Source organism: Spirosoma aerophilum, from assembly GCF_054782495.1.
In genome coordinates, this window is sequence record NZ_BAAGSJ010000013.1 from 801,719 (window position 1) to 825,087 (window position 23,369).

Consider the following 23,369-nt stretch of genomic DNA (forward strand, 5'->3'; position numbering starts at 1 on the left):
TCAGCCACTTACTGACTTACCGACTTACTGACTTAGGCGAAGCCGCTTACTGCCTTACCGACTCAACACCTTCGTCAGCACCCGAACCAGGGCTTCCGCATCTTCGGGCGTATTGTAGACGTGCGGGGCAATTCGGAGGGCCTGTCCTCTGGCCGATATGGATACTTTTTCGGTCTGTAGGGCGTGTTGAATGGCCATCGGGTCAGCGCTCTCCGGCAACCACAGACCAACCAGGTGGTGGCATCTTCCCTGATTGCCATTTACGGGTTCAACCCGACAACCGACTTGTTCCAGCGCGGGCCAGGCGTCTGCCATAAGCGTTTTTGTGTACTCCTGTATGCGTTCGGGCTGCCAATCGAGCAGTTGGGTTAACGCAGCTTCCAGCATCGGCATTTGAAGGAAATGCGTGTGTTCACCAACATTATACCGATAGGCTTTGGGGCGGTAAACCGGTTGATAATCCATCAGTTTGTGAAACTGGTTGCTGTCAAGACGGTTCATCCAGCCCTCCTCCAGTGGAATACCATCATCAAAGGCGGGCCCAAAATACGCCAGCCCCAGTGAGTAGGGGCCCATCAACCATTTGTACCCGGCACAGATCAGCGCATCGGGCTGGATATGAGAAACATCGAAGGGTAATGCGCCAATCGCCTGCGTGCCATCTACGGCAAACCAGGCTCCGACTTCCCGAGCCCGTTGGCCAATGGCCTCCAGATCAAAGCGCACGCCATACATCCAGTGAATGGGTGGAGCGATCACCAGAGCCGTATCAGGACCAATGGCGTCCAAAACCCGCTCATTCCAATGCGCACCTTTCGGAAATTCATCTGGCATGGAAACCGTCGTAACGGTAAGGCCCAATTCCTGGCAAACACGGTCCCAGGCGTAGACATCACTGGGAAATTCACTGCCTACCAGCACAATTCGTTGGCCAGGTCTGATGCCAGGTTTGTTTACAAGATTACGGGCAACAACGGCCATTCCATACGATACGGATGGAATAATGGCAATCCGATCGGCATCAGGGTTATGAATAAGGTCAGAGAATAGGGATCGGATACGAATGGCCCCACTAAAAAAATCGTCGGGGCGTAGCCCAAATGGGTTGATATCCCGACGAATGGCTTCATAGCCAGCCTGTTCGGCCGTTTTACTTAATGGAGCTCGGGTGGCGCAGTTTAGATAGTGAATTCCTTCAGGTAGGGAGAACTGGTGTTTTTGGCTGAGAAGTGTTGAATTCGAAGCGATCATTTTTAGGAAAAAGTAAAACGGTTTATTTAGTCTGGCACGAGGTTTGTTTATATTTTTTATAATTCTTAAACAACCTGGTTTTTATGACTACCCTGTTGGGCATTGGTTCACGCATTCGGCACGAGGAGTTTGGTAGTGGAGTCATTATCAATCTGAAAGCAAACGGCTATATCGTTACCTTCCACGATCATGGGGTGAAGATACTCAAATTCGATGCACCCGTTACCATTGTGGAAGCGATAGAACCCGATGGGGATATGGTGAGCCTGTTCGATGTAGAGCAGTCGATTACCCGTGTGCTTCAACGATGGGTGGATCAAACAGAGATTGTGCCGCTTGGCGATAAATGGAAAGGGGGTAAACTGATCCTCAAGCCTGGACGAGCCGATTTATCATCGAAAGAAATGCCGATCGATGCGTTCTTCCACAAAATTGTCATGGTTCGGGATCGCCTTCGGGTGCTCGAACAACGCGTCAATGCGAGTGGCATTGATGACGAAGAGAAGGTTAATATTCAACAATACATTACCCGGATTTACGGAAGTCTGACGTCGTTCAACCTGCTGTTCAAAAATCAGCAACAACAGTTCGTCGGTGAAAAAAGTACCGCAGACGCGTAGTCCGCAGACGCGTAGTCCGCGAAAGGCAGTTTAGTAAGTTTTTTCATACAGTTTTGGGTTAGTTAGATTTGGGGCTCCCCGCCATTTATATAAATGGCGGGGACTTTTTTTGACCAGGATTTTTTGATTTAGCAGATTCAAAATGTACCCTTCATCACTTTTCTCCCAAACCTTGATTAACGTAGTGCCAAGCGTCGGCCCGGCGGCTTAAATAAAGGGTCAGGATGTCCGATGAGTTCTGGGGTGATTCCGGGCTCTTGGGTGATACTCTTTGAGAGTTTGCTGTAAATAGTCCCGGTCGAGGTGAGTGTAAATTTCAGTGGTTGTAATGGATTCATGGCCAAGCATCTGCTGGATGGCTCGCAGGTCGGCTCCCCCTTCAATCAGATGGGTTGCAAAAGAGTGACGGAAGGTGTGCGGACTTATTGTTTTTTTGATGCCGACTTCGGCTGCCAGCTTTTTAATGGTCGTAAACACCGAAATCCGCGAAAGCTGTTTGCCTCGTAAATTCAGAAAAATAGTATCCTCATCGCCCTTCTGAACTTCGAGCTTCTGACGAACGTGCTCGATGTAGATACGCGTATAGTGCATGGCATCTTCGCCAATAGGTACTAACCGAACTTTATCGCCTTTACCAAGTACCCGAACAAAGCCTTCTGCAAAAAAGCAGTTTGTCAAGCGAAGGTTTAGCAATTCGGAGACCCGTAAGCCTGAACTATACAACACTTCCAGCATGGCCCGATCGCGGGTGCCGCCGGGAGTCGACAGATCAATGGCGGCCAGAATGTCTTCAATCTCGGGAAAACTAAGCGTGTCAGGAAGCTTTCGCCCAAGTTTAGGGGCTTCCAGTAATTGAGTAGGGTCGCGCTGGATTAATCCTTCGAGCAGCAGGTATTTAAAAAATGACTTTATACCAGACAACATCCGGGCCTGGCTATGGGCAGAGAGCCCTAATTCGCCCAGGTACTTTAAAAAGTTCATCAACTCTTTCTCCGTCACCTGTATGGGTGTCTGTTCGGGCGATGTCAGGATTATGTATTCGTACAGTTTCTCCGCATCGTGGAGGTACGCTTCAACTGAATTGTCGGATAACGACCGTTCCAGTTTAAGATAGTTCTTAAAGGCGTTTATATAACTTTGCCACATAGTAAGCGAATGAGTAATGTAGGCTGATTAATGGATAATGGTAGCGTAGTTCAATATTCCTTTGGTTCATCCGGCATTATTCATTAACCAGTTCACATGATATGAAACAACTATTGATCATTAACGGCCCTAACCTCAACCTTTTAGGGAAACGGGAACCAACTATTTATGGAAATCGCTCCTTCGTCGACTACCTGGAAACGCTCGAAGCCAAATTTCCTGAGGTGCAACTTCGCTATTTTCAGTCGAATCACGAAGGCGAACTGATTGATAAAATCCACGAACTTGGTTTTGATGTCGATGGCATCGTCATCAACGCCGGTGCCTACACGCATACCTCCATAGCGATTGCCGACGCACTATCTGCCGTAACAGCGCCAGCCGTCGAGGTGCATATTTCCAATGTGCACGCCCGTGAGTCGTTCCGTCATCACAGTTACTTATCCGCCAAATGCAAAGGCGTTGTTGTTGGTCTGGGTCTCATGGGATATGAAATGGCGGTGCGGTACTTGTTGATGTATGATGTATGATGTTGGATTTAAGTCGTATGCAAAGGAGTGGCGACTTACGTTTCGCACTTAAAACTGCCGGCACTTCAGTTGCTTCTTTTTGCTTCTCGCTCCTAATACTAAAATATGATCACCTTCTACCCCGGTCCGTCGAAAGTTTACCCGCAGGTGGCTGACTATGCGGCCGAAGCTGTTCGTCAGGGCATAGTCAGTCTGAACCACCGAAGTGCCGGTTTTATGGAGATTGTGAAAGAAACCGTCAGGTTACTTCACGAGAAGCTGGCTATTCCGGCAGACTACCATATTGCCTTCGTCTCATCGGCTACGGAGTGCTGGGAAATCGTAGCACAGTCGCTCACGGCGGTAGCCAGCCTGCATCCCTACAATGGTGCTTTTGGGAAAAAATGGGCCGAGTATGCCTATAAAATTAAGCCACCTGTCAGCCTGAGCGACGCTGATGTATTGTGTATCGTTCAAAACGAAACATCGAACGGAACACAGGTTAACATGGAAACGCTGGCTCAATTCAGGCGGGATTTTTCGGCGCTGATTGCTGTCGATGCCGTTTCATCCATGGCTGGGATTGCCTTCAATTGGTCGCTGGCTGATGTCTGGTTTGCTTCGGTTCAAAAGTGTTTTGGCCTTCCGGCTGGTTTAGCGGTCATGGTTTATTCTCCGGCGGCCCTTAAGCAAGCTGAAGAAATAGGGGAGAACGCCCATTACAACAGCCTCCTGTTCATTCACGAGAACTTCTCAGCGTTTCAAACGCCGTTTACACCCAATGGTCTGGGTATTTATATGCTTATGCGGGTATTACAGCAAATACCGTCCATAGGGGTGGTCGATGCCACAACCAGAAAGCGGGCAAACGAATGGTATACTTTTTTTGAACAGGAAATGGCCTCATCACCTTTCCGATTGCTTATCAATGACCCGGCAACCCGGTCGGATACCGTTATTGCCGTACAAGGGTCAGCGAATGATATCAGTATAATTAAAAAAGCGGCTCAGCAAGAGGGTATTACGTTGGGCAACGGCTACGGCGACTGGAAGAACACAACCTTCCGGATTGCTAACTTCCCTGCTATTGCTGACGAAGAGATTGGAACCTTAAAGCAATTTCTTCGGTCATATTAAGGCATGAATAAGCTACGGGTATTCATGGTTTCTGAATAAGTAGACAACAGCCGAAGCCTGTTTACCCTTTGTCATGGTAAGTTTTAAAGAAATCGTCTCGGTCACGCTTATACTCTTCTCCGTCATCGACGTGGTAGGATCGTTGCCGGTAATTATTGATCTGCGTAAAAAAGCCGGTAAAATAGAGTCAGAACGCGCAACGTTCGCATCGGGTGTGTTGATGATCGCGTTTTTGTTCGTTGGTGAAAAGATTCTTAAATTATTTGGGGTCGATGTGCAGTCGTTTGCTGTTGCGGGGGCGCTGATTATCTTCCTGATTGGACTGGAAATGATTCTGGGCCGCACAATATTCAAGTCAGAAGAAACGGCTGGCGGGGCCACGCACATCGTGCCCATTGCTTTTCCGTTAATTGCCGGAGCGGGTACCTTGACAACCATCATTTCATTACGGGCCGAGTACCAGACGGTTAACATAGTTATCGGAATAGTACTAAACCTGATATTGATTTACGTCGTGCTCAAATCGTCCGGGTGGCTCGAAACGCGATTGGGAACCGGCGGGCTGGCCGTGTTGCGAAAAATCTTCGGAATTATCCTGCTGGCTATTGCTATTAAGCTCTTCAAAACGAACCTTATACCCGGTTTTTGAGCCTGATCGGGCATTTTTTATGGGTTGGGCAAAAAGTTGTTTTGTCCAAAAAAGTCTGTTTTTTACGAAAAGTGCCTGTAATCTTTATCTACAATTGAGGTTACAGGCACTTTTTCGTTAATTAAGACTTCAGATTATAATCTTATAAAAAATTAGGGCTAAAAGTTGTATTTTACTGTACTGAACGAATTTTAATTATAATATTTCCATAAAATCAGTAAGAAATACCGTTAAACCCCCTTGACGCATTTATTTTTTATTGTAAACCCGTACTATATTTGCTGAAAGTATTGTGACAAAACCCCTATTCAATTAATCCACTTGTACATCATGGCAAAGGCGAAATTAGAATACATCTGGCTCGATGGCTATAAGCCCACCCAAAGCTTACGTTCTAAAACAAAAATTGAAGCTGATTTCTCGGGTGAACTCGACGATTGCCCAATGTGGTCGTTCGACGGTTCGTCAACCGAACAGGCTGAAGGCGGTTCTTCTGATTGTTTGTTGAAGCCAGTATTCATCTGCCCTGATCCACAACGTAAGAACGGTTATCTTGTCATGTGTGAAGTGCTCAATGCCGACGGTACGCCACACGTTACGAATGGCCGTGCTACGATTGAGGATGATGATAACGATTTCTGGTTTGGCTTTGAGCAGGAGTACTTCCTGTGGGATATGGCTATCGATAAGCCACTGGGCTTCCCGGCTGAAGGGTTTCCATCTCGTCCGCAGGGGCCTTATTACTGCTCGGTAGGTGCTCAGAACGCCTATGGCCGGTACATCATTGAAGAGCACCTGGACGTATGTCTGGAAGCTGGCCTGAACGTTGAAGGTATCAACGCGGAGGTAGCTACGGGTCAGTGGGAGTTCCAGATTTTTGCTAAAGGTGCCAAAGCTGCCGGTGACCAGATCTGGGTTGCCCGTTATTTGCTGGAGCGCATTGGTGAAAAGTACAACATCTCGATCAACTGGCATTGCAAGCCCCTGGGTGCTACCGACTGGAACGGTTCGGGTATGCACGCTAACTTCTCGAATACCGCCCTGCGTACATCGGGAAGCAAAGAAGTATACGACAAAATTTGTCAGTCGTTCTCGCCAGCTGATGTCATCAAAGCACACATCGCCGTTTACGGTGCCGACAACGAGCAGCGTCTGACGGGTAAGCACGAGACCCAGTCGATCGACCAGTTCTCGTATGGTATCTCTGACCGGGGTGCTTCGATCCGTATCCCCATCGCTACAGTAGAACGCGGCTGGAAAGGATGGTTGGAAGATCGTCGGCCAAACTCAGCGGCTGATCCTTATAAAGTAGCGGCTGTGATCATCAAAACTGTAAAATCAGCTGACGTTCTGGAAACAGCTTAGTCAGTATAACTACATACGAAAGCCCGGCCGCGAAAGTGACCGGGCTTTTTTGTTCATGCCATTGTAATCCGACTGGAAGGCGTGTATGTTTGGCAAAATTTTGAACCTAAATCCTATCACTTTTCAATGTCCAATCTTCGTTTTAAAGCCCTTGAAGTGGCCCAAAGTCGGCATGCGTTACCCGTAGCGGCACCCACCGAGCGTGTAGGTGATTTTTTTGGGAGCTATACCTTCAACAGCGAAGTCATGCGGGCCCTGCTTTCGCCCGAAGCGTATCTGAAAGTTACCGAGGCCATTAACACCAATGGTCAGATCGATCGAAACATTGCCGACGAAGTGGCCGGTGCTATGAAATCCTGGGCAACTTCAAAAGGCGCTACGCATTACACCCACTGGTTCCAGCCACTGACGGGTGAAACCGCCGAAAAACACGACGCATTTTTTGATATTACGCTGGATGGTAAAGCCGTCGAAAAGTTTAAAGGCAGTGCGCTGGTACAACAGGAGCCCGATGCCTCCTCATTTCCCAACGGAGGTCTCCGCAATACCTTCGAAGCCCGTGGGTATACCGGCTGGGACCCGTCGTCGCCTGCCTTTCTGATGGATAACGGGGCAGGAGGGAAGACACTTTGCATTCCCTCTGTCTTCATTTCCTATACCGGGGAAGCACTGGATTATAAAACACCGCTGCTCAAAGCGCTGAATGCACTGGATAAAGCGGCAACGGCCGTTTGTCAGTATTTCGACCGCAACATTACCAAAGTGACCCCAACACTTGGACCAGAGCAGGAATATTTTGTTGTCGATCGGGCGCTGTTCTATGCCCGGCCGGATCTGGTTCTGGCAGGCCGTACCGTATTTGGCCATTCTCCCGCCCGAGGGCAGCAACTGGATGATCACTACTTTGGGTCTATTCCGCCCCGGGTCAATGCCTTCATGGTCGATTTTGAGTTTGAGTCGATGAAGCTGGGAATGCCGGTACGCACACGTCATAATGAAGTGGCGCCCGGTCAATTTGAAGTGGCCCCAACCTTCGAAGAGGTCAATCTGGCTGTTGACCATAATGCGCTGCTGATGGATTTAATGGAGAAAGTGGCCGAGAAACACAACCTGAAAGTGCTTTTCCACGAAAAACCTTTTGCCGGTGTCAATGGCTCGGGTAAACACAATAACTGGTCAATGGGCACCAATACCGGTGTAAACCTGCTGGCGCCCAGTACCAAGCCGAAGGAGAGCTTACGCTTTCTAACCTTTCTGGTCAACGTGATCAAAGCCGTTCATGACAACGCCGACCTGCTGCGGGCCAGTATTGCCTCGGCGGGTAATGAACATCGGCTTGGGGCCAATGAAGCACCCCCGGCTATCGTCTCCATATTTTTAGGTGAATCGCTGACACAAGCCCTGAATGATCTGGAAACAAAATCGGAAGTGACCGTTAATAAGGGCGATAACGTTTATTATAAACTGGGTCTGAATCGAATTCCAAGCCTGATGCGCGACAATACCGATCGCAACCGGACGTCTCCCTTCGCGTTTACGGGCAACAAATTCGAGTTTCGCGCGGTGGGTAGTTCGGCTAACTCGGCCTCAACCATGACCGTGCTGAACGCCATTGTAGCCGATCAACTCAACAAGTTTAAAATTGATCTGGACATGCGGCTGGCGCGGGGTGAAAAGAAAGAACTGGCCATTGTCGATATTCTGAAAGAGTATTACGCTAACTCAAAACGGATTCTGTTTGAAGGCAACGGGTATTCCGACGAATGGGTGGAGGAAGCGGCAAACCGGGGATTGTCGAACATCAAATCGTCGCCCGAAGCGCTGGGCGTTTTTGTGCAGCCTGAATCATTAGCCCTTTTCGAGCGGACGGGTGTAATGAACCATGCCGAAGTCGAATCCCGCTACGAAATTGAACTGGAAAAGTACATCAAAAATGTGCAAATCGAATCGCGCGTGATGGGCGATCTGGCCATGAATCACATTGTATCGACCGCCCTGAAGTACCAACATAAACTGGCCGAAACGGCCCGAAACCTGGTAGAATTGGGCATGACTGCCGAAGCTGATCCGATCAAAGATATTCTCCGGGAAATTTCGACCCGGGTCATCGTCATCAAGAAGGGCGTCGAAGCGATGATTGAGTCGCGAAAAAAAGCCAATAATGTAAACGACATGAGCGAACGGGCTAAACTGTACGCGACGGAAGTAAAAGATCATTTTGATTTAATTCGCTATGAAGTGGACAAGCTCGAAGAAATCGTTGACGATGAAGACTGGCCACTGGTGAAATACCGGGAAATGCTGTTTATTAAATAGATCGACAGACCGCTGAGGGTCAACAGTTAACAAATGGTCGTTTTCCCCATTTGTTAACTGTTAAGACTGCCAAGTCATTACCAAATTAGTTTAGGCCCCTTTGATGGGGCGGGGCGTTATGACTTGGCAACCCATAACTTGTCGAAGAACCAGTTCACCAGCTTAAAGAATGAATAGCAATCAGGGCCGTCAAACGGTCGGGGCAATACTCGAAGCACTCACCGCTTTCCCCCATCGGGGGGCTGCCACCGAGAATGAACGGAAGGCCGCCGACTGGCTGCAAAATTACCTGTCTGAGTTAGGGGCCAGTGTTCGAAAAGAGCCTTTCCAAACCCCTAAAACCTATGCTACCATTGTTTACTGGATCATTGGTGGGTTATTGACGGGTTTGGCGTTGCTTCCGGTTACGGGTGTTGCCATTGGGTTGGTCTTTTATTTCATTTGGCTTGGCTGGCTTTATTTTAATTGGCGCTATTCATTCATAACCCGGTTTCCGGCACAACATACCGCCTATAATGTACTTGGTCACTGGTCCGCTTTGGGTACAGAAAAAGCAACCAGAAAGGTAATTTTGATGGCGCATTATGACACTGCCCCTATATCCTGGCTGTACGGTCCGAAACAACAGGCAAACTTCCGATTATCGCTCATTATTTCGTTATGGCTGATGCTGCTGTCCGGTGCCACCGCCCTGCTGGAAGTGGCCGGTACAGGCTTGCCTTATGTTTCGTACCTGCGGTATGGGCTGATGGCTTATTTCGTGGTTCAGGCCGTGATCGGGACGGCGGGTTACTGGCTCAACGGATATACCAATGGTGCCAGCGATAATGCCACCGGGGTTGCAGCCGCGATACTTACTGCCAGTCAGCTACATCAGCAAAATCTACCGGATGTCGACATTGACATTGTGTTAACCAGTGCCGAAGAGGTGGGAATGATCGGTGCCTATCACTATGTGGAAGCGCGTCGGAAGAAATGGAATCCATCGCAAATGCTGGTCATTAACTTCGATACCCTCGGGGCCGGCACGCTTACTATTGTGGAGGAAACCGGTACTGCTGAGATTATCCACTATGATAACATTGCCACCCGACTGGCCCGCCAGTTGCTCGAAACCGAGAATTTCCGAAACCGCGCACAGGTAGGGCAGTGGCACACCGCCGACTTTGATAGTGTCTGGTTTGTACGCAACAAAATCCCGGTGCTGGCCTTGTGTTCCCTGGATGAGAATGGTACAATGCCGCGTATCCACCGGGCCGACGATACCCTGACTCATGTGGATCGGAACCCGATCTATACCGCCATTGAATTAGCTGAAGCAGTTGTCTGGAAATGGATGTCAGATGAGGGGCGGGAAGGCTGAAAATCGTATGAGCAATAGGCTGTTCAACCCTATTTCAGTAAAGCCCTTTTCTGATAAATAGGGTGATTGACGTACGCTTTAGACCCTGTTTCCTCTAATCCGTTGTCGAAACAAACGATCTTTTTTAGTGGGGTGGATTACAGCACTTTAATAGCTTGTACGCCTTGATAACTAGTTGTTTAGCAATTAAAGCCGCTCGATAAAGTAAAGGTATCAACTAGTGAATATTTAGCTTGATTAGTGTCGATTCTTCCCACTAAATAAGCCACGAGTTTTTTCGAGCTGAACCTTTTCTATGAAAATTAATAAACTGGTTATTAACGGCCTTCAGCAGTCAGTTGAGAAAGTACCCAATGATTTCTTAGCGCTGGAGGAGTCGTACGTAGTTGGTCAGTCTACCCGGGGTAGTGCCAATGAACAGGTTATCGACTTGAAGGATGACCAAATTGTTGAATTGATTTTTGAGGATGGTACCGTTTGGTTAAGCAGTAATGATACACTGGACGATGTATTTCCCGAAGCGAATTTTTCAAACCGGTCTGCAGACGGTGCTTTTTCACTCCCGCTGACGGTGAGTAACGGGAGTAATGACCGGGGCATAGTTGATACCGTTGCGCTTAAAATTGTCAATATTTTCACCAAAAAAGCCGTTGGAAACCTGATCCGAGACGCGGCCGCCGACCTGGAAAGGAAACAGCTTGAAAACCTCAGCGGCCTGTACCGTCTGACCCCCGCCTTTCAGTTTGAAGAGTTCAGGCCACAGCTAACTGACAAACCTTACCTGATTTTTCTGCATGGTACGGCATCCTCTACCCGCGGGTCGTTTGGTGAACTGGTTACCACCGATCTGTGGACATTTGTTCACCAGACCTACCCGGGCCAGGTTCTCGCTTTTCAGCACGAGACGCTGACTAAAAGTCCGTTACAAAATGTTGCGGAACTCATTGAGCAATTACCCCAGAACAGCTCCCTCCATTTAATCAGCCACTCGCGGGGTGGGCTCGTTGGGGATATACTTTGCCGTTTCTGCAGCAGTGATGAGAACAACAGAGGTTTTGATGATAACGAAATGGCGTTGCTCAAAAAAGCAGACAGGCCCGACGACCTGAACGCCATAAGGGCCATTTTCCACTCATTGGCGGCTAAAAAAATTACGGTTAACAAATTCATTCGAGTGGCCTGCCCGGCAGGAGGTACCATTCTGGCCTCTACGCGCCTGGATAACTTTTTTAATATTGCCTTTAATCTGATCCGGCTCGGAACGGGGTTGGGGGCGAGCCCGATTGGGACCGCTTTCAAAAATTTGATTTCGGCTACCATCAACACCAAAAATGATGTAAGTGTGCTGCCCGGACTTGAGGCTATGAATCCTGAGTCGCCCTTTATCAAAGCCCTGAATAACCCAATTACCCGGGTGGCTATTGACAAACCCGTCATTGTCGTTTCAGGAAACTGTAAAATAAAACCGGACCTCAAAGCGCTGCTGATTATTGCCAGTAAGTTGTTTTTCTTTCGCGACAATGATCTGGTAGTAAATACCAATTCCATGTATCTGGGCACGAGACGGTCTCGAACCATGCAGTACTTTTTCGATGAGGTTGGGGATGTTGATCATTTTCATTATTTCAAAAATAAACGCACCAACGATGCCATCACAGACGCTTTAAAAGCGACGGGTGATGGTGTGATCAGCAACTTTAAAGAGGATCCACTTGGCTTATTGGGCGATGGCGAGCGTAATGCCGCGCTGGGCATCGACGGGGGGCAGGTATTCTTCGATACCGTGACCGGTATGAAGCCCATAGTTATCGTTTTGCCGGGAATTATGGGTTCCAGTCTGGCTCAAAATGGGGATGTGCTTTGGATAAACTATCCTCAATTCATCATCGGCAACCTGACAAAGCTCAACATTCAATCGAGTGGTTTTACTGCACCTTCTTTAATCAGGACCTCTTATAAGCGGCTGGTCGACCATTTGTCGGATACCTACGACGTGGTCACTTTCCCCTTCGACTGGCGACTGGATTTGCCGACCTCGGCAGCACTCTTTGACGCTAAAGTCAAAAAACTGTTGGACTACCGACAGCCTATTAAAATTGTGGCGCACTCCATGGGCGGGGTTCTTGTGCGGGATTTTATCCTTAATCATCCTCAAACCTGGCAGCAACTCAATCAATCGTCGGGTTTTCAACTAACCTTTCTGGGCGCGCCGTTGGGTGGGTCGTTTCGGATTCCGGCTGTTCTGTTCGGCCTGGACTCTATTATCAACAAACTCAGTAAAATCGATATTTTTCATACAAAGGAAGAATTACTCAATGTGTTCTCGAAGTTTCCGGGTTTGTTGAATCTACTACCACTGGCCAAAGACGCTGAAAATGACTTTGCCAATCCCGCAATCTGGGAAAAGATGGCGAGTACGCTCGGCCCTGACTGGCCGTTGCCAACCAAAGACAATCTGAAAGATTTCGGGAACTACCGCGACCATATCCTTCAGCATCTTGACAGCATCGACTATTCTAAAGCGGTATACATTGCTGGCCGGGACACGCAGAATTCAACGCCCAGCGGCTACCGGATCGATACGACAAATGTTGGTCAGGAACTGGTCATCCTGGGCACCATGGCTGGCGATCAAAGCGTAACCTGGGAGTCGGGTATTCCCAAAAAAATGATCGAATCCGGGTCTGTTTATTACGTAAATGTATCGCACGGCGCACTGGCCAGCGACAGTTCCTTGTTTAGAGGAATTTCCGAAATCCTGGCTACGGGCGCTACCGGTTCATTCAGTAAAACCAGACCGGTTGTTCGCGGCTCTGAAAAAGAAATCAAACGCATCGAACAGGAAGACTTCGATCTTTCGCCGGGTGGCATCGAGAAAACGCTGCTTGGGATATCCAGTCAGGAAGACAATACCGTCAGTGACCACCCACTGCGTGTTTCGATCAGCAATGGCGATCTGCGTTATGCCTCTTACCCTGTTATCGTTGGCCACTTCAATGGCGATGGGATATTGTATGCCGAGAAAGCCGTTGACTACAACCTGAAGGGCGGACTGACTCAACGGCATCGGCTAAAACTGTATCCGGGAGAGATTGGCAGCAGTGAAGTGATCGTCAGGCAGAACGACAATTTTAAAGGGGCAATTATTGTCGGTTTGGGTGATTTTGGCAAATTGACCGCCTTTCAACTGACACAAACTATTGAACAGGGCGTCGCAAAATACCTGCTTGATATTAATGGTAACAGTACTTCCGCCGGGAGGACGGACGAGATTGGCCTGTCGCCCCTGCTTGTTGGGGGGAGTTACGGCGGATTGTCGGTCGGGCTTTCCATCCGATCCATCATTCAGGGTGTTCAGAATGCCAACGAAAAAATTAAAATGTTGTATGGCAAAGCCGCCAATACGGTTCGGAACATCGAGTTTATCGAGTTGTATGAAGACACGGCCCTCAGTTGCCTCTACGCCCTGAAAAACATTGAAAAGGAAGAAAATAAAGCATTCAATATTACTTCCGACAGTAAAAAAATAAAAAAGTTATTCGGCTCAAAAAGACGACTGTCTTCCCAGGCGACGGCAGAATGGTGGAAACGAATAACTGTAGACTTCAGGGAAGATGCCGCTGATGGTATCCGGTATCTGGAATTTAGTTCATCGACGGGTGCCGCCCGTGAGGAGCAACGAAAGCTCTATAGCAGTACAGACATTATCGAGCAGTTTCTCAATCCTATTTCGGTCGACAATCGCTGGTCGCCAGCCCTGGCCAAAACGATGTTTGAACTGCTCATACCCAACGATTTTAAAGAACAACTCAAAGTTCAGTGTAATATAAACTGGATACTCGATACCTATACCGCTGCGTACCCCTGGGAGTTGTTACAGGACACGGATAACGAAGGCAAACCCCTCTGTGTCAATGCAGGCATGATTCGGCAACTCACTACCCAGGAGTACCGACTGAATATCAAGGCTGTGACCACCCATAACGCTCTGGTGATTGGTGATCCTGATTTAAAAGGATTTTTGACTCAGTTACCAGGGGCCTTTAAAGAAGCCGAAATGGTGTCGGCTACACTGGTAAACAACGGCTACACCACGAACACTGTATTGCGGGGTAACGTACCATCCATCATCCAGGCACTTTTCAGCGAGGATTACAAGATCATTCACCTGGCTGGACATGGACTCTTCAACGCAAAATCGCCTGAAAGCTCCGGAATGGTGATAGGCAATAATGTCTTTTTGTCAACCCGGGAGATTAGCCAGATGAGCACGGTTCCCGAATTTGTTTTTGTGAATTGCTGCTTTCTGGGCCAGACCGACGGTGTTGCCGAATCCTACGTCAACAACCGATATAAACTGGCCGCAAACATCGGGACGCAACTTATTCAGAATGGCGTAAAAGCGGTCATCGCGGCTGGTTGGGCCGTTGATGATGCGGCAGCCCTTTTGTTTACCGATGTGTTTTATGACGCCATGTTTCACGGTGAGGAATTTGGTAACGCAGTTCAGAAAGCAAGGCGAATGGTATTTGAGAAGTATAAAAACGAGAACAATACCTGGGGTGCCTACCAATGTTACGGTGATCCATTTTATAAATTCAGAAGCAATGAAGTAGGCGGCAAAACATATAAACCCAGTTTCATGATTGTTGAGCAGGCGGAGGTCGAACTCTATAATCTCCAAAATGAGCTGCAAACGGGAAAATATACCTTAGAGGAGTCTCTAAGTCGCTTAGCGGCCATTTCTGAGGCCGTCGATATGGCTGGTATCCGGACGGCTGGTATAACCGAAAGCGAAGCCAATATATACGTGGAGTTATATGAATACGAGCGGGCCATTGCCAAGTTTGAGAGCTTACTCGCCATTGAAAAAGCCGCTTTCACAGTGGCTACGCTTGAAAAGTATTGCAATGTCCGGGCAAAAAAATGTGTGATCGATTATCAGCAAAATCCGGCGGATGAGCCAGCGATTCTGCAAAGGATCAATAAAGTCGTTAAAGATCTGCAAGTGCTGCTAACGGTTAGTCCGACGGCTGAACGCCATAATCTGCTGGGAGGCACTTTCAGGCGACTGGCCTTTACTACGTCTGCTAAATCAGATAAAGAGAACGCGTACCTGTCTGCTACGGCCAGTTACCTGCGCGCTGAGTCGATTGAACGTAATAACTTCACCGTATATACGCGGACAAACTTGTTGGAGCAACTGAGTTTATTGGTACAGACCGGTAAGTATAGTTGGGGAGAAACGATAACGATTGAGGATCAAACTTATACGTTGCCGTTACTGGCTGACGTCATCAAGGAACTGACCAGTAAAGTAAATTCATTCAGCTCCTCACCAGACTCCATGGACTATTGGGACCTGGTGGGTGCCGCCAATCTCCGGCTCTGCCTGCTAATCGTCACGACATCGACGGCTGAAAGACAAAAATACGCTGAAGATTTGCAGGAAATCTACCGAAACCTCTGGAATAGGGCAGGCACCAAAGGAAAAAAACAGGCTGAAATCGAACACCTGGATATAATTCTGGATGCTTTACCGACGACTAAAAATACGCTTCGAAAAATAATCCTGACCTTAAGAAATGATCTTAAAGTGATGCTCTAGGCTGGTCGACTCGTAGTTTAGTACCCCGGAATAATCGCCTTTGACTTTTTGACTTCGTACTGTCGGCCATAGATGTAACGGAGCGAAAGGCCAAGGCCCCAGCCCGATCCATCGGCCGTTATAGTGGCTTTTTGTTGTGATGTATTGTTGACGGAGTACAGAAGCTCCGACTGAAGGGCTCGCCCTAGTCCCCAATATTTGCGCAAAAAGAAGCCCATTTCCAACTGAGACGAAAGCCGCGTGGTGTAATCGATGCCTAGTTCTGCCAGACCGGTCATGCGGTTAGAGATCATGGCTGTATTCGTCAGCCTTATTGTGTCAGTTCGGTTTCGACCCCGGGCGGTATAGCCAATCAGCTCAAAATCACCCGTTTGGCCCGTTCCGTTTGGGATGAGCCAGGCCGCTCCCGTGAGCCAAAACCCGGTTCCGTTTGCGGCTCGGTTAACTGAACCGATCCGACGTTTTAGGCGCAAAGGAATACCCATTCCCGAATTCTGATAGGTATAGTTCAGTGGATTCGATCCGTTGGTAATTGAAATGGACAAATGAATAGGTGTGTGCGCGTAACCTGTTTCGAGGGTCCAGGCGTTACGGTGGGTATAGCCCAGGAGTATGCCCCACACCGCTTTCGTTTGCGTGGGATTGCTGACCAATCGGTTGAGCGTGTTATCAAGCCGGCTTACATCGGTTCGTAAACCCGTTTCAGCGCTCAAGTGCCAGGTCTGTACCTCATCCAGTTGATCAAGTAATTCGCGCCGTTTTTCGGCCCGCCGACGGGCTCTGGAGGAATTCATGTTTACGTTCTGGTCGGGATCTGCCATGAGCACACGTCGACGTACAACCGGCGGAGGGGCGTAATAACTGGTATCGGGCACAACCTCCTGAGCCTGCACTGGCCCTGATAGGAGGAAAAGAAAAGAAAGAAGCGAGAGGTGTTTCATGGTGGGGCATTTTCAACGTAACAGCGGGTGATCCCAAACCAGTTACGCAGGCTTCAGGCTTTTTGTTGCTCAGTAAAAATTCTTGACCTATAAAATTGTGTGCTGGTGTAGTACTTATCCAATGGCCACCCCTTCAAAGTAGGTGTGCATAGGGTTTCTAACATAGAAATAGTAGCTTTGTCCCATGGCAAACTACAAAAATGAAGGGTACGACCCTGAGGAGATCAGCGCACTCAAGGACGAGTGTAGTCAGGAAGGTAAATCATTTATTTACGTAGAAGATGACGATCTGGACGTACTGGAAGAAGGCGAATGCCGCCATATTCAGTTTCCGGGACAGTATCAGGGACAGGAGGTAATTTTCGATACACTGGTCTACACACTGCGTTTGCACCACAGCAGTTTAGTGTACGAAATGGCCGTTGAAGAGGTTCAAAAAACCTTTCCGACGTATGTACCACCCGAAGAGCGCAAACCTAATTACAAAATAGCGCCCGAACTCGAAGAAGAAGCCGAAACGGCACTGACTGAGATTATCGAAGAGATTGAAGAAACCGAAACGGTTAAAGTACAGGAGCACGTTGAAGTTGATTTGGAATCCGATTATGGCATTGCGCTGGACGTTTGTCTAAACGTAGACGAAGTAACGGATGAGGTCATTGAAGACTTTATCGGTAAATTCAAATCAAATTCTTTGGCTCTGGACAATACCCTTTATTCGTTCAGCAGCGACGAGGAGGAAGATTAGTTTTTTCTGCAATTGAGAATGAATCAGGAATAAGGAGTGCAGCGTTCGTGATGAAGAATAGTTCCAAGGAAAGTTATTCTTCGTTATCATCGCTGCACTCTTCATTTTTCACTACAACCCCTATGCAACAGCCGGACTCACTTAACCAGGTTGCGGAATTCCACCGCACCTTTCATGCACCTATTTTAGAGGCCCCACAAATTCCGTCTGAAGCCCGTAGCCAGCTGCGGGTTTCATTACTCGCCGAAGAACTGGACGAACTTAGGGAAGCGATTGCCGATGGAGACATTGTTGCCGTTGCCGATGCGCTCTGCGATTTACAATATGTTTTGTCGGGAGCTGTACTTGAGTTTGGTCTAGGCGACTCATTCAAGACGCTTTTCGATGAGGTACAGCGCTCCAATATGAGTAAAGCCTGCCTGACCGTTGACGAAGCTGAGGCTACGGTGGCCCAGTATCAGGCAAAAGGAGTACCCTGCCATTTTATTGAATCCGATGGCAAATACCTGGTTTACCGGGATGCAGATCATAAGACACTGAAAAGTGTCAATTACTCCCCCGCTGATCTGGCCGGAATTCTTCAGATTGCCCTTTAAGAATCAGCCTACAAAAAGACATTAATCAGTTCATCGAGGAGGTAAAGGCTCCCAAGTTAAAGGAGTTAGTCAATGAAAGATAATTCATTTGCCGAACGGACCGGAGCCGTTGATCGCTTTTTACGGTACGTTCAGATCGATACTCAGTCGGATCCCCAGTCAACGGCCAACCCGAGCACGGAGAAACAAAAAGACCTGAGCCGCTTGCTGGTTCAGGAACTTCTCGAAATGGGTATTTCCGATGCCGAAATGGACGAATGGGGCTACGTATACGCAACCATTCCGGCAAATTCAGATAAGCCCAACATCCCGACAATCTGTTTCTGCTCACACGTTGATACATCTCCCGACGTAACAGGCGAAGGGGTAAAGCCAATCATTCACCGGAACTGGGACGGCAGCGATCTTGTATTGCCCGATGATCCGAACCAGCAAATTCGGGTAGCCGATCATCCCGATCTGAAAAATCAGGTTGGCAATGACATCATCACCGCCAGCGGCACGACGCTGCTGGGTGCCGACAATAAAGCCGGATTAGCCGAAATTATGGATGCTGCTGAATACCTGCTAACACATCCCGAGGTGAAACACGGCCGTATTCGGTTATTATTTACTCCTGATGAAGAAGTGGGTCGCGGAACCGAAAAGGTGAACATCCAGAAACTCGGCGCCGATTTTGGATACACCATCGATGGCGAGTCTCTGGGTACGCTCGAAGATGAGACATTCTCAGCCGATGCCGTTAAAATCACCATTCATGGCGTAAGTACGCATCCCGGCTTTGCCAAAGGAAAACTGGAGAATGCCCTGAAAATTGCGGCCGATGTACTGGCTGTACTACCCAAAAATGCGCTTTCTCCCGAAACGACCGAAGACAAAGAGGGGTTTGTCCATCCAACCCGAATGGAAGGTAATCAGGACAAAGCCGTACTGGAATTTATCATTCGCGACTTCACCGAAGTTGGCCTTCAGGAAAAGGAAACCTATCTTCAAAATCAGCTTACCGATGTGCTGGCCAATTATCCGGGGTCGACAGGGGAGTTTGTGGTAAAAGAGCAGTATCGTAACATGAAGGACGTACTTGACCAGCATCCCGCCGTAGTGGATAACGCCCTCGAAGCCATCCGTCGTGCCGGACTGACGGCCAAACGGCGCAGTATACGGGGTGGTACAGACGGTTCACGATTATCATTTATGGGCTTACCCTGTCCAAATATTTTTGCCGGAGAGCATGCGTTTCATTCACGACAGGAGTGGGTTTCGGTACAGGACATGCGGAAAGCGGTAGAAGTCATTGTCAATGTAGCCAGGGTGTGGGAGGAGCAGAGCTAAATGCATCTTCACTTGGATAGATAATCTAACAATCTATTGAGTCTATGGGTTGAGTTGTAAATCATATTCAACCCTTATGGAAACTCACTTTGAAGTAGATGCGCCAGTAGAAACAATCGGTAAAACACCGTATGATGTAACGACTGACGTAGCGGGTATAAAAACGTTATTCGTTAATGTTTTTTTTATTGGCACACCCGGCAACGGAAACCCATGGGTGCTGGTCGATGCCGGCTTTATGGGCTATGCCAGTCAGATAAAAAAGCGGGCTGAAGAGTTGTTTGGCCCCGGTACCGCACCCGACGCCATTATTCTGACGCATGGCCACGCAGATCATACCGGCTCTTTAAAGACACTCCTGAAGGACTGGGATGTGCCTGTTTATGCTCACAAACTTGAGCTGCCCTATTTGCAAGGTAAATCAAGCTACCCACCACCTGACCCGGCCATCGGTGGAGGTGGTATGTCATACATGTCGTGGGTGTTTCCCATCGGGCCAATGGATTTTGGCGACAAAATCAGGGTGCTGTCAGATGATGGAAAGATTCCCGAGTTGCCCGAATGGCGGGCCATTCATACGCCAGGCCACGCGCCGGGCCATATTTCTCTCTTTCGGGATAGAGACCGGACGCTTATAGCAGGTGATGCGTTTGTGACAACAAACCAGAACGCCATTTCGGCAGTGGCATCGCAACGGGAAGAATTTCATGGGCCACCGGCTTACTTTACCTGCGACTGGGAAGCGGCAAAGCAGTCGGTTATAAAGTTGAACAACCTGAACCCGAAAGCAGCCGGCACCGGTCATGGCGTTTCGGTGCGGGGACTCGACCTTGAGCTGGGGTTAAATAAACTGGCGCACGACTTTGAAGCCCGGTCCATCCCATCGGAAGGCCGCTATGTGAAGCACCCGGCTATTACCGACGAGAATGGCATTGTCGACATGCCAAGTCCGACGTCTTTTCACGTAGCTCGTTCCATCGGTCTGGGCATGCTGGCTGGTCTGGTTGGCTATGCCATTTGGGCCACTGTGAAGGGGAATAAATAACCTTTCAGAAATAGAGTGCTGAAAAAGCCCTGAGTTATCAGGGCTTTTTCATTTTAGGTACAATTCAGGTTGATGAGTTTTGCAAACGTAGTTATGTCCTTACTTTTGCAGAAAGTTATCTCTCTATGGCTCAGAAAAAGCCGAAATTTTATGTAGTCTGGCACGGTCGAAAGCCTGGCGTTTACGATACCTGGGATGAAGCCAAAGCTCAAACCGACGGATTTGCCAAACCATTATTTAAATCGTTCGACAGCAAACCGGAAGCAGTAAAAGCCTTCAAAGAGAAACCCCATGCCCATATTGGTCAGGGGGGTAAACCCGCAGGTAAGCAGGGACGACTGACCGAATTGGTCGGTTTGCCCATTCAGGATAGTTTAGTGGTCGATGCCGCCTGGAATACAGCAACCGGCGATATGGAATATCAGGGGATCTATCTGGCAACTAAGCAGAAACTATTCCTGAAAGGTCCATACAGCGATGGGACAAACAACATAGGTGAGTTTCTGGCCATAGTACATGCTCTCGCGCTACTCCATCAAAAGAACAGCAACATTCCGGTTTATTCAGATTCAAGAACGGCTATCGGCTGGGTAAAAAAGAAAAAAGCTAATACTAAGCTGGAAGAAACATCCCGCAATGCCGAACTGTTTGAGCTGCTCGACCGGGCCGAAACCTGGCTGCAAACCCACCGATTTGCCAACCCGGTTCTGAAATGGGAAACCACCGTTTGGGGCGAAAATCCCGCTGACTTCGGCAGAAAGTGAAAAGGATATATGATGTATGATGTATGATGTATGATATTTGTTCTTCCTGATTACCAATTATAATTTTTAAATTGTAATACATCATACATCATTTTGTTTTCCTTCAAGCAATTTACCATTCAGCAAGATCGTACGGCGATGAAAGTCTGTACGGATGCCTGTATTTTGGGTGCCTACGCTGACGTAATCGAAGAGGGAACGAGTGCAGATCGGGTTGACCAAGAATTTCGTATTTTAGATATTGGTGCCGGTACGGGTTTGCTGGCGTTGATGGCTGCTCAACGGAATCCTAGGGCTTTACTAGATGCAGTTGAGGTCGATGAGGCCGCCTTTGGGCAGGCAACTGAAAACGTAGCGGCTAGTCCGTTCGCCAGTCAGGTTAAGGTCAGGAGAGGACGTATTCAAGACTATCAGCCAGGTCTTCGGTATGATCGTATCCTGACTAATCCACCCTTTTATACCAACCACCTCCATTCGCCCAATATAGCAGTAAACCGGGCCTTGCACACTGATGAACTATCATTTTCGGACTTGATACGGGCTGTGGAGAGACTGATGAAGCCCTATGGCCAGTGGTGGGTTTTATTACCCCCCTACGAAATGGAAACCCTGACGGGCCTGGCTGCTCAAACGGGTTTATATCCATTTAGGCACCTAAGGGTGAAACATAACGCCGAAAAGCAAGTTTTCAGGCATATTACAGGTTTTTGCTTCGAAAAAAGGACAGTTGACGAAGAAACACTGGTCATTTTCGAGCAATCAAAGACAGCAATTGGGGCAGAAAAGCAGCCTAAAGAGACCTATACGTCAGAATTCAGCATATTACTCCGCGATTTTTATCTAATATTCTGAAAACTCTGCGACCTTTGTAAAAATCTTTGCGCCAGTTTCGTTCAGGGTATACCCGGCCGTTCAATGTTGCGCACGGAAACCTATATGCCCGAATTGCTTCAATTAACCGTTTTAATTCCGCTCTATAACGAAGATGAGTCGCTGCCCGAGTTGCACGACTGGATTGTGCGGGTCGTAACGGAGCATCATTTTAGTTACGAAATCCTATTCGTTGACGATGGCAGCACCGATGATTCCTGGTCTGTTATTGAGCAACTGGCGGGTCGTAACCCGAATGTGCGGGGAATTCGGTTCAACAGAAACTATGGCAAAACAGCGGCCTTACAAACCGGTTTTCTGGCTGTGCGCGGGCAGGTTGTCATTACAATGGACGCCGACTTGCAAGACAGCCCCGACGAGATTCCGGAGTTGTACCGCATGATAACGGCCGAAAAATATGACCTGGTGTCGGGCTGGAAACAGAAGCGATATGACCCAATTACCAAAACGCTTCCCACCAAGTTGTTCAATGCCGTATCCCGCTGGATTTCGGGGGTTCAGCTCCACGACTTTAATTGCGGACTAAAAGCTTACCGGCAGAAGGTGGTAAAAACCATTGCACCTTCCTTGTATGGCGACATGCACCGGAATTTGCCGATTATTGCCAACTGGGATGGATTCAGCCGAATTGGAGAGAAAGTCGTTCAGCACCGGGCCCGAAAATACGGTACAACGAAGTTTGGCCTTGAGCGATTTGTAAATGGTTTTCTGGATGTACTCGTCATTGGCTTTGTACATCGGTTCAGCAAACGTCCCATGCATTTTTTTGGCACGTTCGGAACCCTCTCGTTCTTTGTAGGTTCGCTATTGGCCATCTGGCTTATTATTGAAAAGCTTATTAATATTTCGCAGGGTGTTAAGTTTCGAAATGTAACGGATAACCCGCTGTTCTTCTTCGGGTTAGTCGCTATCATCCTCGGTGTTCAATTGTTTTTGGCCGGGTTTCTGGGCGAAATGCTGGTTCGGCAAAGTCTTAACCGGCCTACTGAACAATTGGTGGCGGAGAAAATAGGGTTTTTAGAAAAGAACGTAACCGTATAGATAACAAACGAATTTATCAACGTATCAATTAAAAAGTAATACAACCA

Annotated in this window: 18 protein-coding genes; 15 read left to right on the forward strand and 3 right to left on the reverse strand. The window is 48.3% G+C overall.

The window, feature by feature from the left end; all coding sequences use genetic code 11:
• Positions 1-54: 54 nt before the first annotated feature.
• On the reverse strand, positions 55-1,251 hold the full coding sequence (locus ACYVK4_RS14790) for an aminotransferase class V-fold PLP-dependent enzyme (RefSeq protein WP_461128295.1): 1,197 nt from the start codon (positions 1,249-1,251) through the stop codon (positions 55-57).
• Positions 1,252-1,334: 83 nt separating this feature from the next.
• Between ACYVK4_RS14790 and ACYVK4_RS14795 the strand changes: the two genes are divergently transcribed.
• Positions 1,335-1,871 (forward strand): hypothetical protein, encoded by a 537-nt coding sequence (locus tag ACYVK4_RS14795; RefSeq protein WP_461128296.1) that lies wholly within the window; start codon positions 1,335-1,337, stop codon positions 1,869-1,871.
• Positions 1,872-2,090: 219 nt separating this feature from the next.
• Here the strand turns inward: ACYVK4_RS14795 and xerD are convergent, their stop codons facing one another.
• Positions 2,091-3,017 carry a site-specific tyrosine recombinase XerD gene (xerD, locus tag ACYVK4_RS14800; RefSeq protein ID WP_461128297.1) on the reverse strand — a complete coding sequence of 309 codons (927 nt, stop codon included), beginning with the start codon at positions 3,015-3,017 and terminating at the stop codon, positions 2,091-2,093.
• A gap of 101 nt (positions 3,018-3,118) precedes the next feature.
• On the opposite strand from xerD, the gene aroQ reads away from it, so the two are divergent.
• The 7 genes from aroQ to ACYVK4_RS14835 all read left to right on the forward strand — a co-directional run bounded on the left by aroQ (position 3,119) and on the right by ACYVK4_RS14835 (position 15,964).
• Complete coding sequence (gene aroQ / locus ACYVK4_RS14805; RefSeq protein ID WP_461128298.1) at positions 3,119-3,547, forward strand: type II 3-dehydroquinate dehydratase; 429 nt, start codon at positions 3,119-3,121, stop codon at positions 3,545-3,547.
• 105 nt (positions 3,548-3,652) lie between these two features.
• Positions 3,653-4,663: an aminotransferase class V-fold PLP-dependent enzyme gene (locus tag ACYVK4_RS14810; protein ID WP_461128299.1), complete on the forward strand. Its 1,011-nt coding sequence runs from the start codon at positions 3,653-3,655 to the stop codon at positions 4,661-4,663.
• 73 nt (positions 4,664-4,736) lie between these two features.
• The gene (locus tag ACYVK4_RS14815; protein ID WP_461128300.1) at positions 4,737-5,312 is read left to right on the forward strand and encodes a MarC family protein; all 576 of its coding nucleotides are present in this window, start codon (positions 4,737-4,739) and stop codon (positions 5,310-5,312) included.
• A 330-nt stretch (positions 5,313-5,642) separates the two neighbouring features.
• Complete coding sequence (locus tag ACYVK4_RS14820) at positions 5,643-6,677, forward strand: glutamine synthetase beta-grasp domain-containing protein (protein ID WP_461128301.1); 1,035 nt, start codon at positions 5,643-5,645, stop codon at positions 6,675-6,677.
• A gap of 126 nt (positions 6,678-6,803) precedes the next feature.
• Positions 6,804-8,993, forward strand: a complete 2,190-nt coding sequence (locus tag ACYVK4_RS14825) for a glutamine synthetase III family protein (protein ID WP_461128302.1) — start codon at positions 6,804-6,806, stop codon at positions 8,991-8,993.
• Positions 8,994-9,162: 169 nt separating this feature from the next.
• A complete protein-coding gene (locus tag ACYVK4_RS14830; protein WP_461128303.1) occupies positions 9,163-10,356 on the forward strand; it encodes a M20/M25/M40 family metallo-hydrolase in 1,194 nt (397 codons plus the stop codon).
• A 295-nt stretch (positions 10,357-10,651) separates the two neighbouring features.
• A complete protein-coding gene (locus tag ACYVK4_RS14835; RefSeq protein ID WP_461128304.1) occupies positions 10,652-15,964 on the forward strand; it encodes a DUF7379 domain-containing protein in 5,313 nt (1,770 codons plus the stop codon).
• A gap of 17 nt (positions 15,965-15,981) precedes the next feature.
• Here ACYVK4_RS14835 and ACYVK4_RS14840 read toward each other — a convergent pair whose 3' ends face one another.
• On the reverse strand, positions 15,982-16,905 hold the full coding sequence (locus tag ACYVK4_RS14840; RefSeq protein WP_461128305.1) for a hypothetical protein: 924 nt from the start codon (positions 16,903-16,905) through the stop codon (positions 15,982-15,984).
• Positions 16,906-17,089: 184 nt separating this feature from the next.
• On the opposite strand from ACYVK4_RS14840, the gene ACYVK4_RS14845 reads away from it, so the two are divergent.
• From ACYVK4_RS14845 to ACYVK4_RS14875, 7 genes are all read left to right on the forward strand, one after another.
• Positions 17,090-17,653: a hypothetical protein gene (locus ACYVK4_RS14845; protein ID WP_461128306.1), complete on the forward strand. Its 564-nt coding sequence runs from the start codon at positions 17,090-17,092 to the stop codon at positions 17,651-17,653.
• 122 nt (positions 17,654-17,775) lie between these two features.
• Positions 17,776-18,249, forward strand: a complete 474-nt coding sequence (locus ACYVK4_RS14850) for a pyrophosphohydrolase domain-containing protein (protein ID WP_461128307.1) — start codon at positions 17,776-17,778, stop codon at positions 18,247-18,249.
• A gap of 72 nt (positions 18,250-18,321) precedes the next feature.
• Positions 18,322-19,581, forward strand: coding sequence for a peptidase T (pepT, locus tag ACYVK4_RS14855; protein ID WP_461128308.1), 1,260 nt, complete (start codon positions 18,322-18,324; stop codon positions 19,579-19,581).
• Positions 19,582-19,657: 76 nt separating this feature from the next.
• Positions 19,658-20,626 carry an MBL fold metallo-hydrolase gene (locus tag ACYVK4_RS14860; protein WP_461128309.1) on the forward strand — a complete coding sequence of 323 codons (969 nt, stop codon included), beginning with the start codon at positions 19,658-19,660 and terminating at the stop codon, positions 20,624-20,626.
• A gap of 125 nt (positions 20,627-20,751) precedes the next feature.
• Positions 20,752-21,390 carry a ribonuclease H1 domain-containing protein gene (locus ACYVK4_RS14865; RefSeq protein ID WP_461128310.1) on the forward strand — a complete coding sequence of 213 codons (639 nt, stop codon included), beginning with the start codon at positions 20,752-20,754 and terminating at the stop codon, positions 21,388-21,390.
• 138 nt (positions 21,391-21,528) lie between these two features.
• Positions 21,529-22,242, forward strand: a complete 714-nt coding sequence (locus tag ACYVK4_RS14870; RefSeq protein WP_461128311.1) for a tRNA1(Val) (adenine(37)-N6)-methyltransferase — start codon at positions 21,529-21,531, stop codon at positions 22,240-22,242.
• An 84-nt stretch (positions 22,243-22,326) separates the two neighbouring features.
• The gene (locus tag ACYVK4_RS14875; protein WP_461129601.1) at positions 22,327-23,322 is read left to right on the forward strand and encodes a glycosyltransferase family 2 protein; all 996 of its coding nucleotides are present in this window, start codon (positions 22,327-22,329) and stop codon (positions 23,320-23,322) included.
• Positions 23,323-23,369: the final 47 nt, after the last annotated feature.

Bases quoted from the DNA above. Each gene is read 5' to 3' on its own strand.
- ACYVK4_RS14840 (WP_461128305.1), bottom strand. From the start codon at position 16,905: ATGAAACACCTCTCGCTTCTTTCTTTTCTTTTCCTCCTATCAGGGCCA.
- xerD (WP_461128297.1), bottom strand. From the start codon at position 3,017: ATGTGGCAAAGTTATATAAACGCCTTTAAGAACTATCTTAAACTGGAA.
- ACYVK4_RS14810 (WP_461128299.1), top strand. From the start codon at position 3,653: ATGATCACCTTCTACCCCGGTCCGTCGAAAGTTTACCCGCAGGTGGCT.
- ACYVK4_RS14870 (WP_461128311.1), top strand. From the start codon at position 21,529: ATGAAAGTCTGTACGGATGCCTGTATTTTGGGTGCCTACGCTGACGTA.
- aroQ (WP_461128298.1), top strand. From the start codon at position 3,119: ATGAAACAACTATTGATCATTAACGGCCCTAACCTCAACCTTTTAGGG.
- ACYVK4_RS14790 (WP_461128295.1), bottom strand. From the start codon at position 1,251: ATGATCGCTTCGAATTCAACACTTCTCAGCCAAAAACACCAGTTCTCC.
- ACYVK4_RS14815 (WP_461128300.1), top strand. From the start codon at position 4,737: ATGGTAAGTTTTAAAGAAATCGTCTCGGTCACGCTTATACTCTTCTCC.
- ACYVK4_RS14860 (WP_461128309.1), top strand. From the start codon at position 19,658: ATGGAAACTCACTTTGAAGTAGATGCGCCAGTAGAAACAATCGGTAAA.
- ACYVK4_RS14850 (WP_461128307.1), top strand. From the start codon at position 17,776: ATGCAACAGCCGGACTCACTTAACCAGGTTGCGGAATTCCACCGCACC.
- pepT (WP_461128308.1), top strand. From the start codon at position 18,322: ATGAAAGATAATTCATTTGCCGAACGGACCGGAGCCGTTGATCGCTTT.
- ACYVK4_RS14865 (WP_461128310.1), top strand. From the start codon at position 20,752: ATGGCTCAGAAAAAGCCGAAATTTTATGTAGTCTGGCACGGTCGAAAG.
- ACYVK4_RS14835 (WP_461128304.1), top strand. From the start codon at position 10,652: ATGAAAATTAATAAACTGGTTATTAACGGCCTTCAGCAGTCAGTTGAG.
- ACYVK4_RS14830 (WP_461128303.1), top strand. From the start codon at position 9,163: ATGAATAGCAATCAGGGCCGTCAAACGGTCGGGGCAATACTCGAAGCA.
- ACYVK4_RS14845 (WP_461128306.1), top strand. From the start codon at position 17,090: ATGGCAAACTACAAAAATGAAGGGTACGACCCTGAGGAGATCAGCGCA.
- ACYVK4_RS14795 (WP_461128296.1), top strand. From the start codon at position 1,335: ATGACTACCCTGTTGGGCATTGGTTCACGCATTCGGCACGAGGAGTTT.
- ACYVK4_RS14875 (WP_461129601.1), top strand. From the start codon at position 22,327: ATGCCCGAATTGCTTCAATTAACCGTTTTAATTCCGCTCTATAACGAA.
- ACYVK4_RS14820 (WP_461128301.1), top strand. From the start codon at position 5,643: ATGGCAAAGGCGAAATTAGAATACATCTGGCTCGATGGCTATAAGCCC.
- ACYVK4_RS14825 (WP_461128302.1), top strand. From the start codon at position 6,804: ATGTCCAATCTTCGTTTTAAAGCCCTTGAAGTGGCCCAAAGTCGGCAT.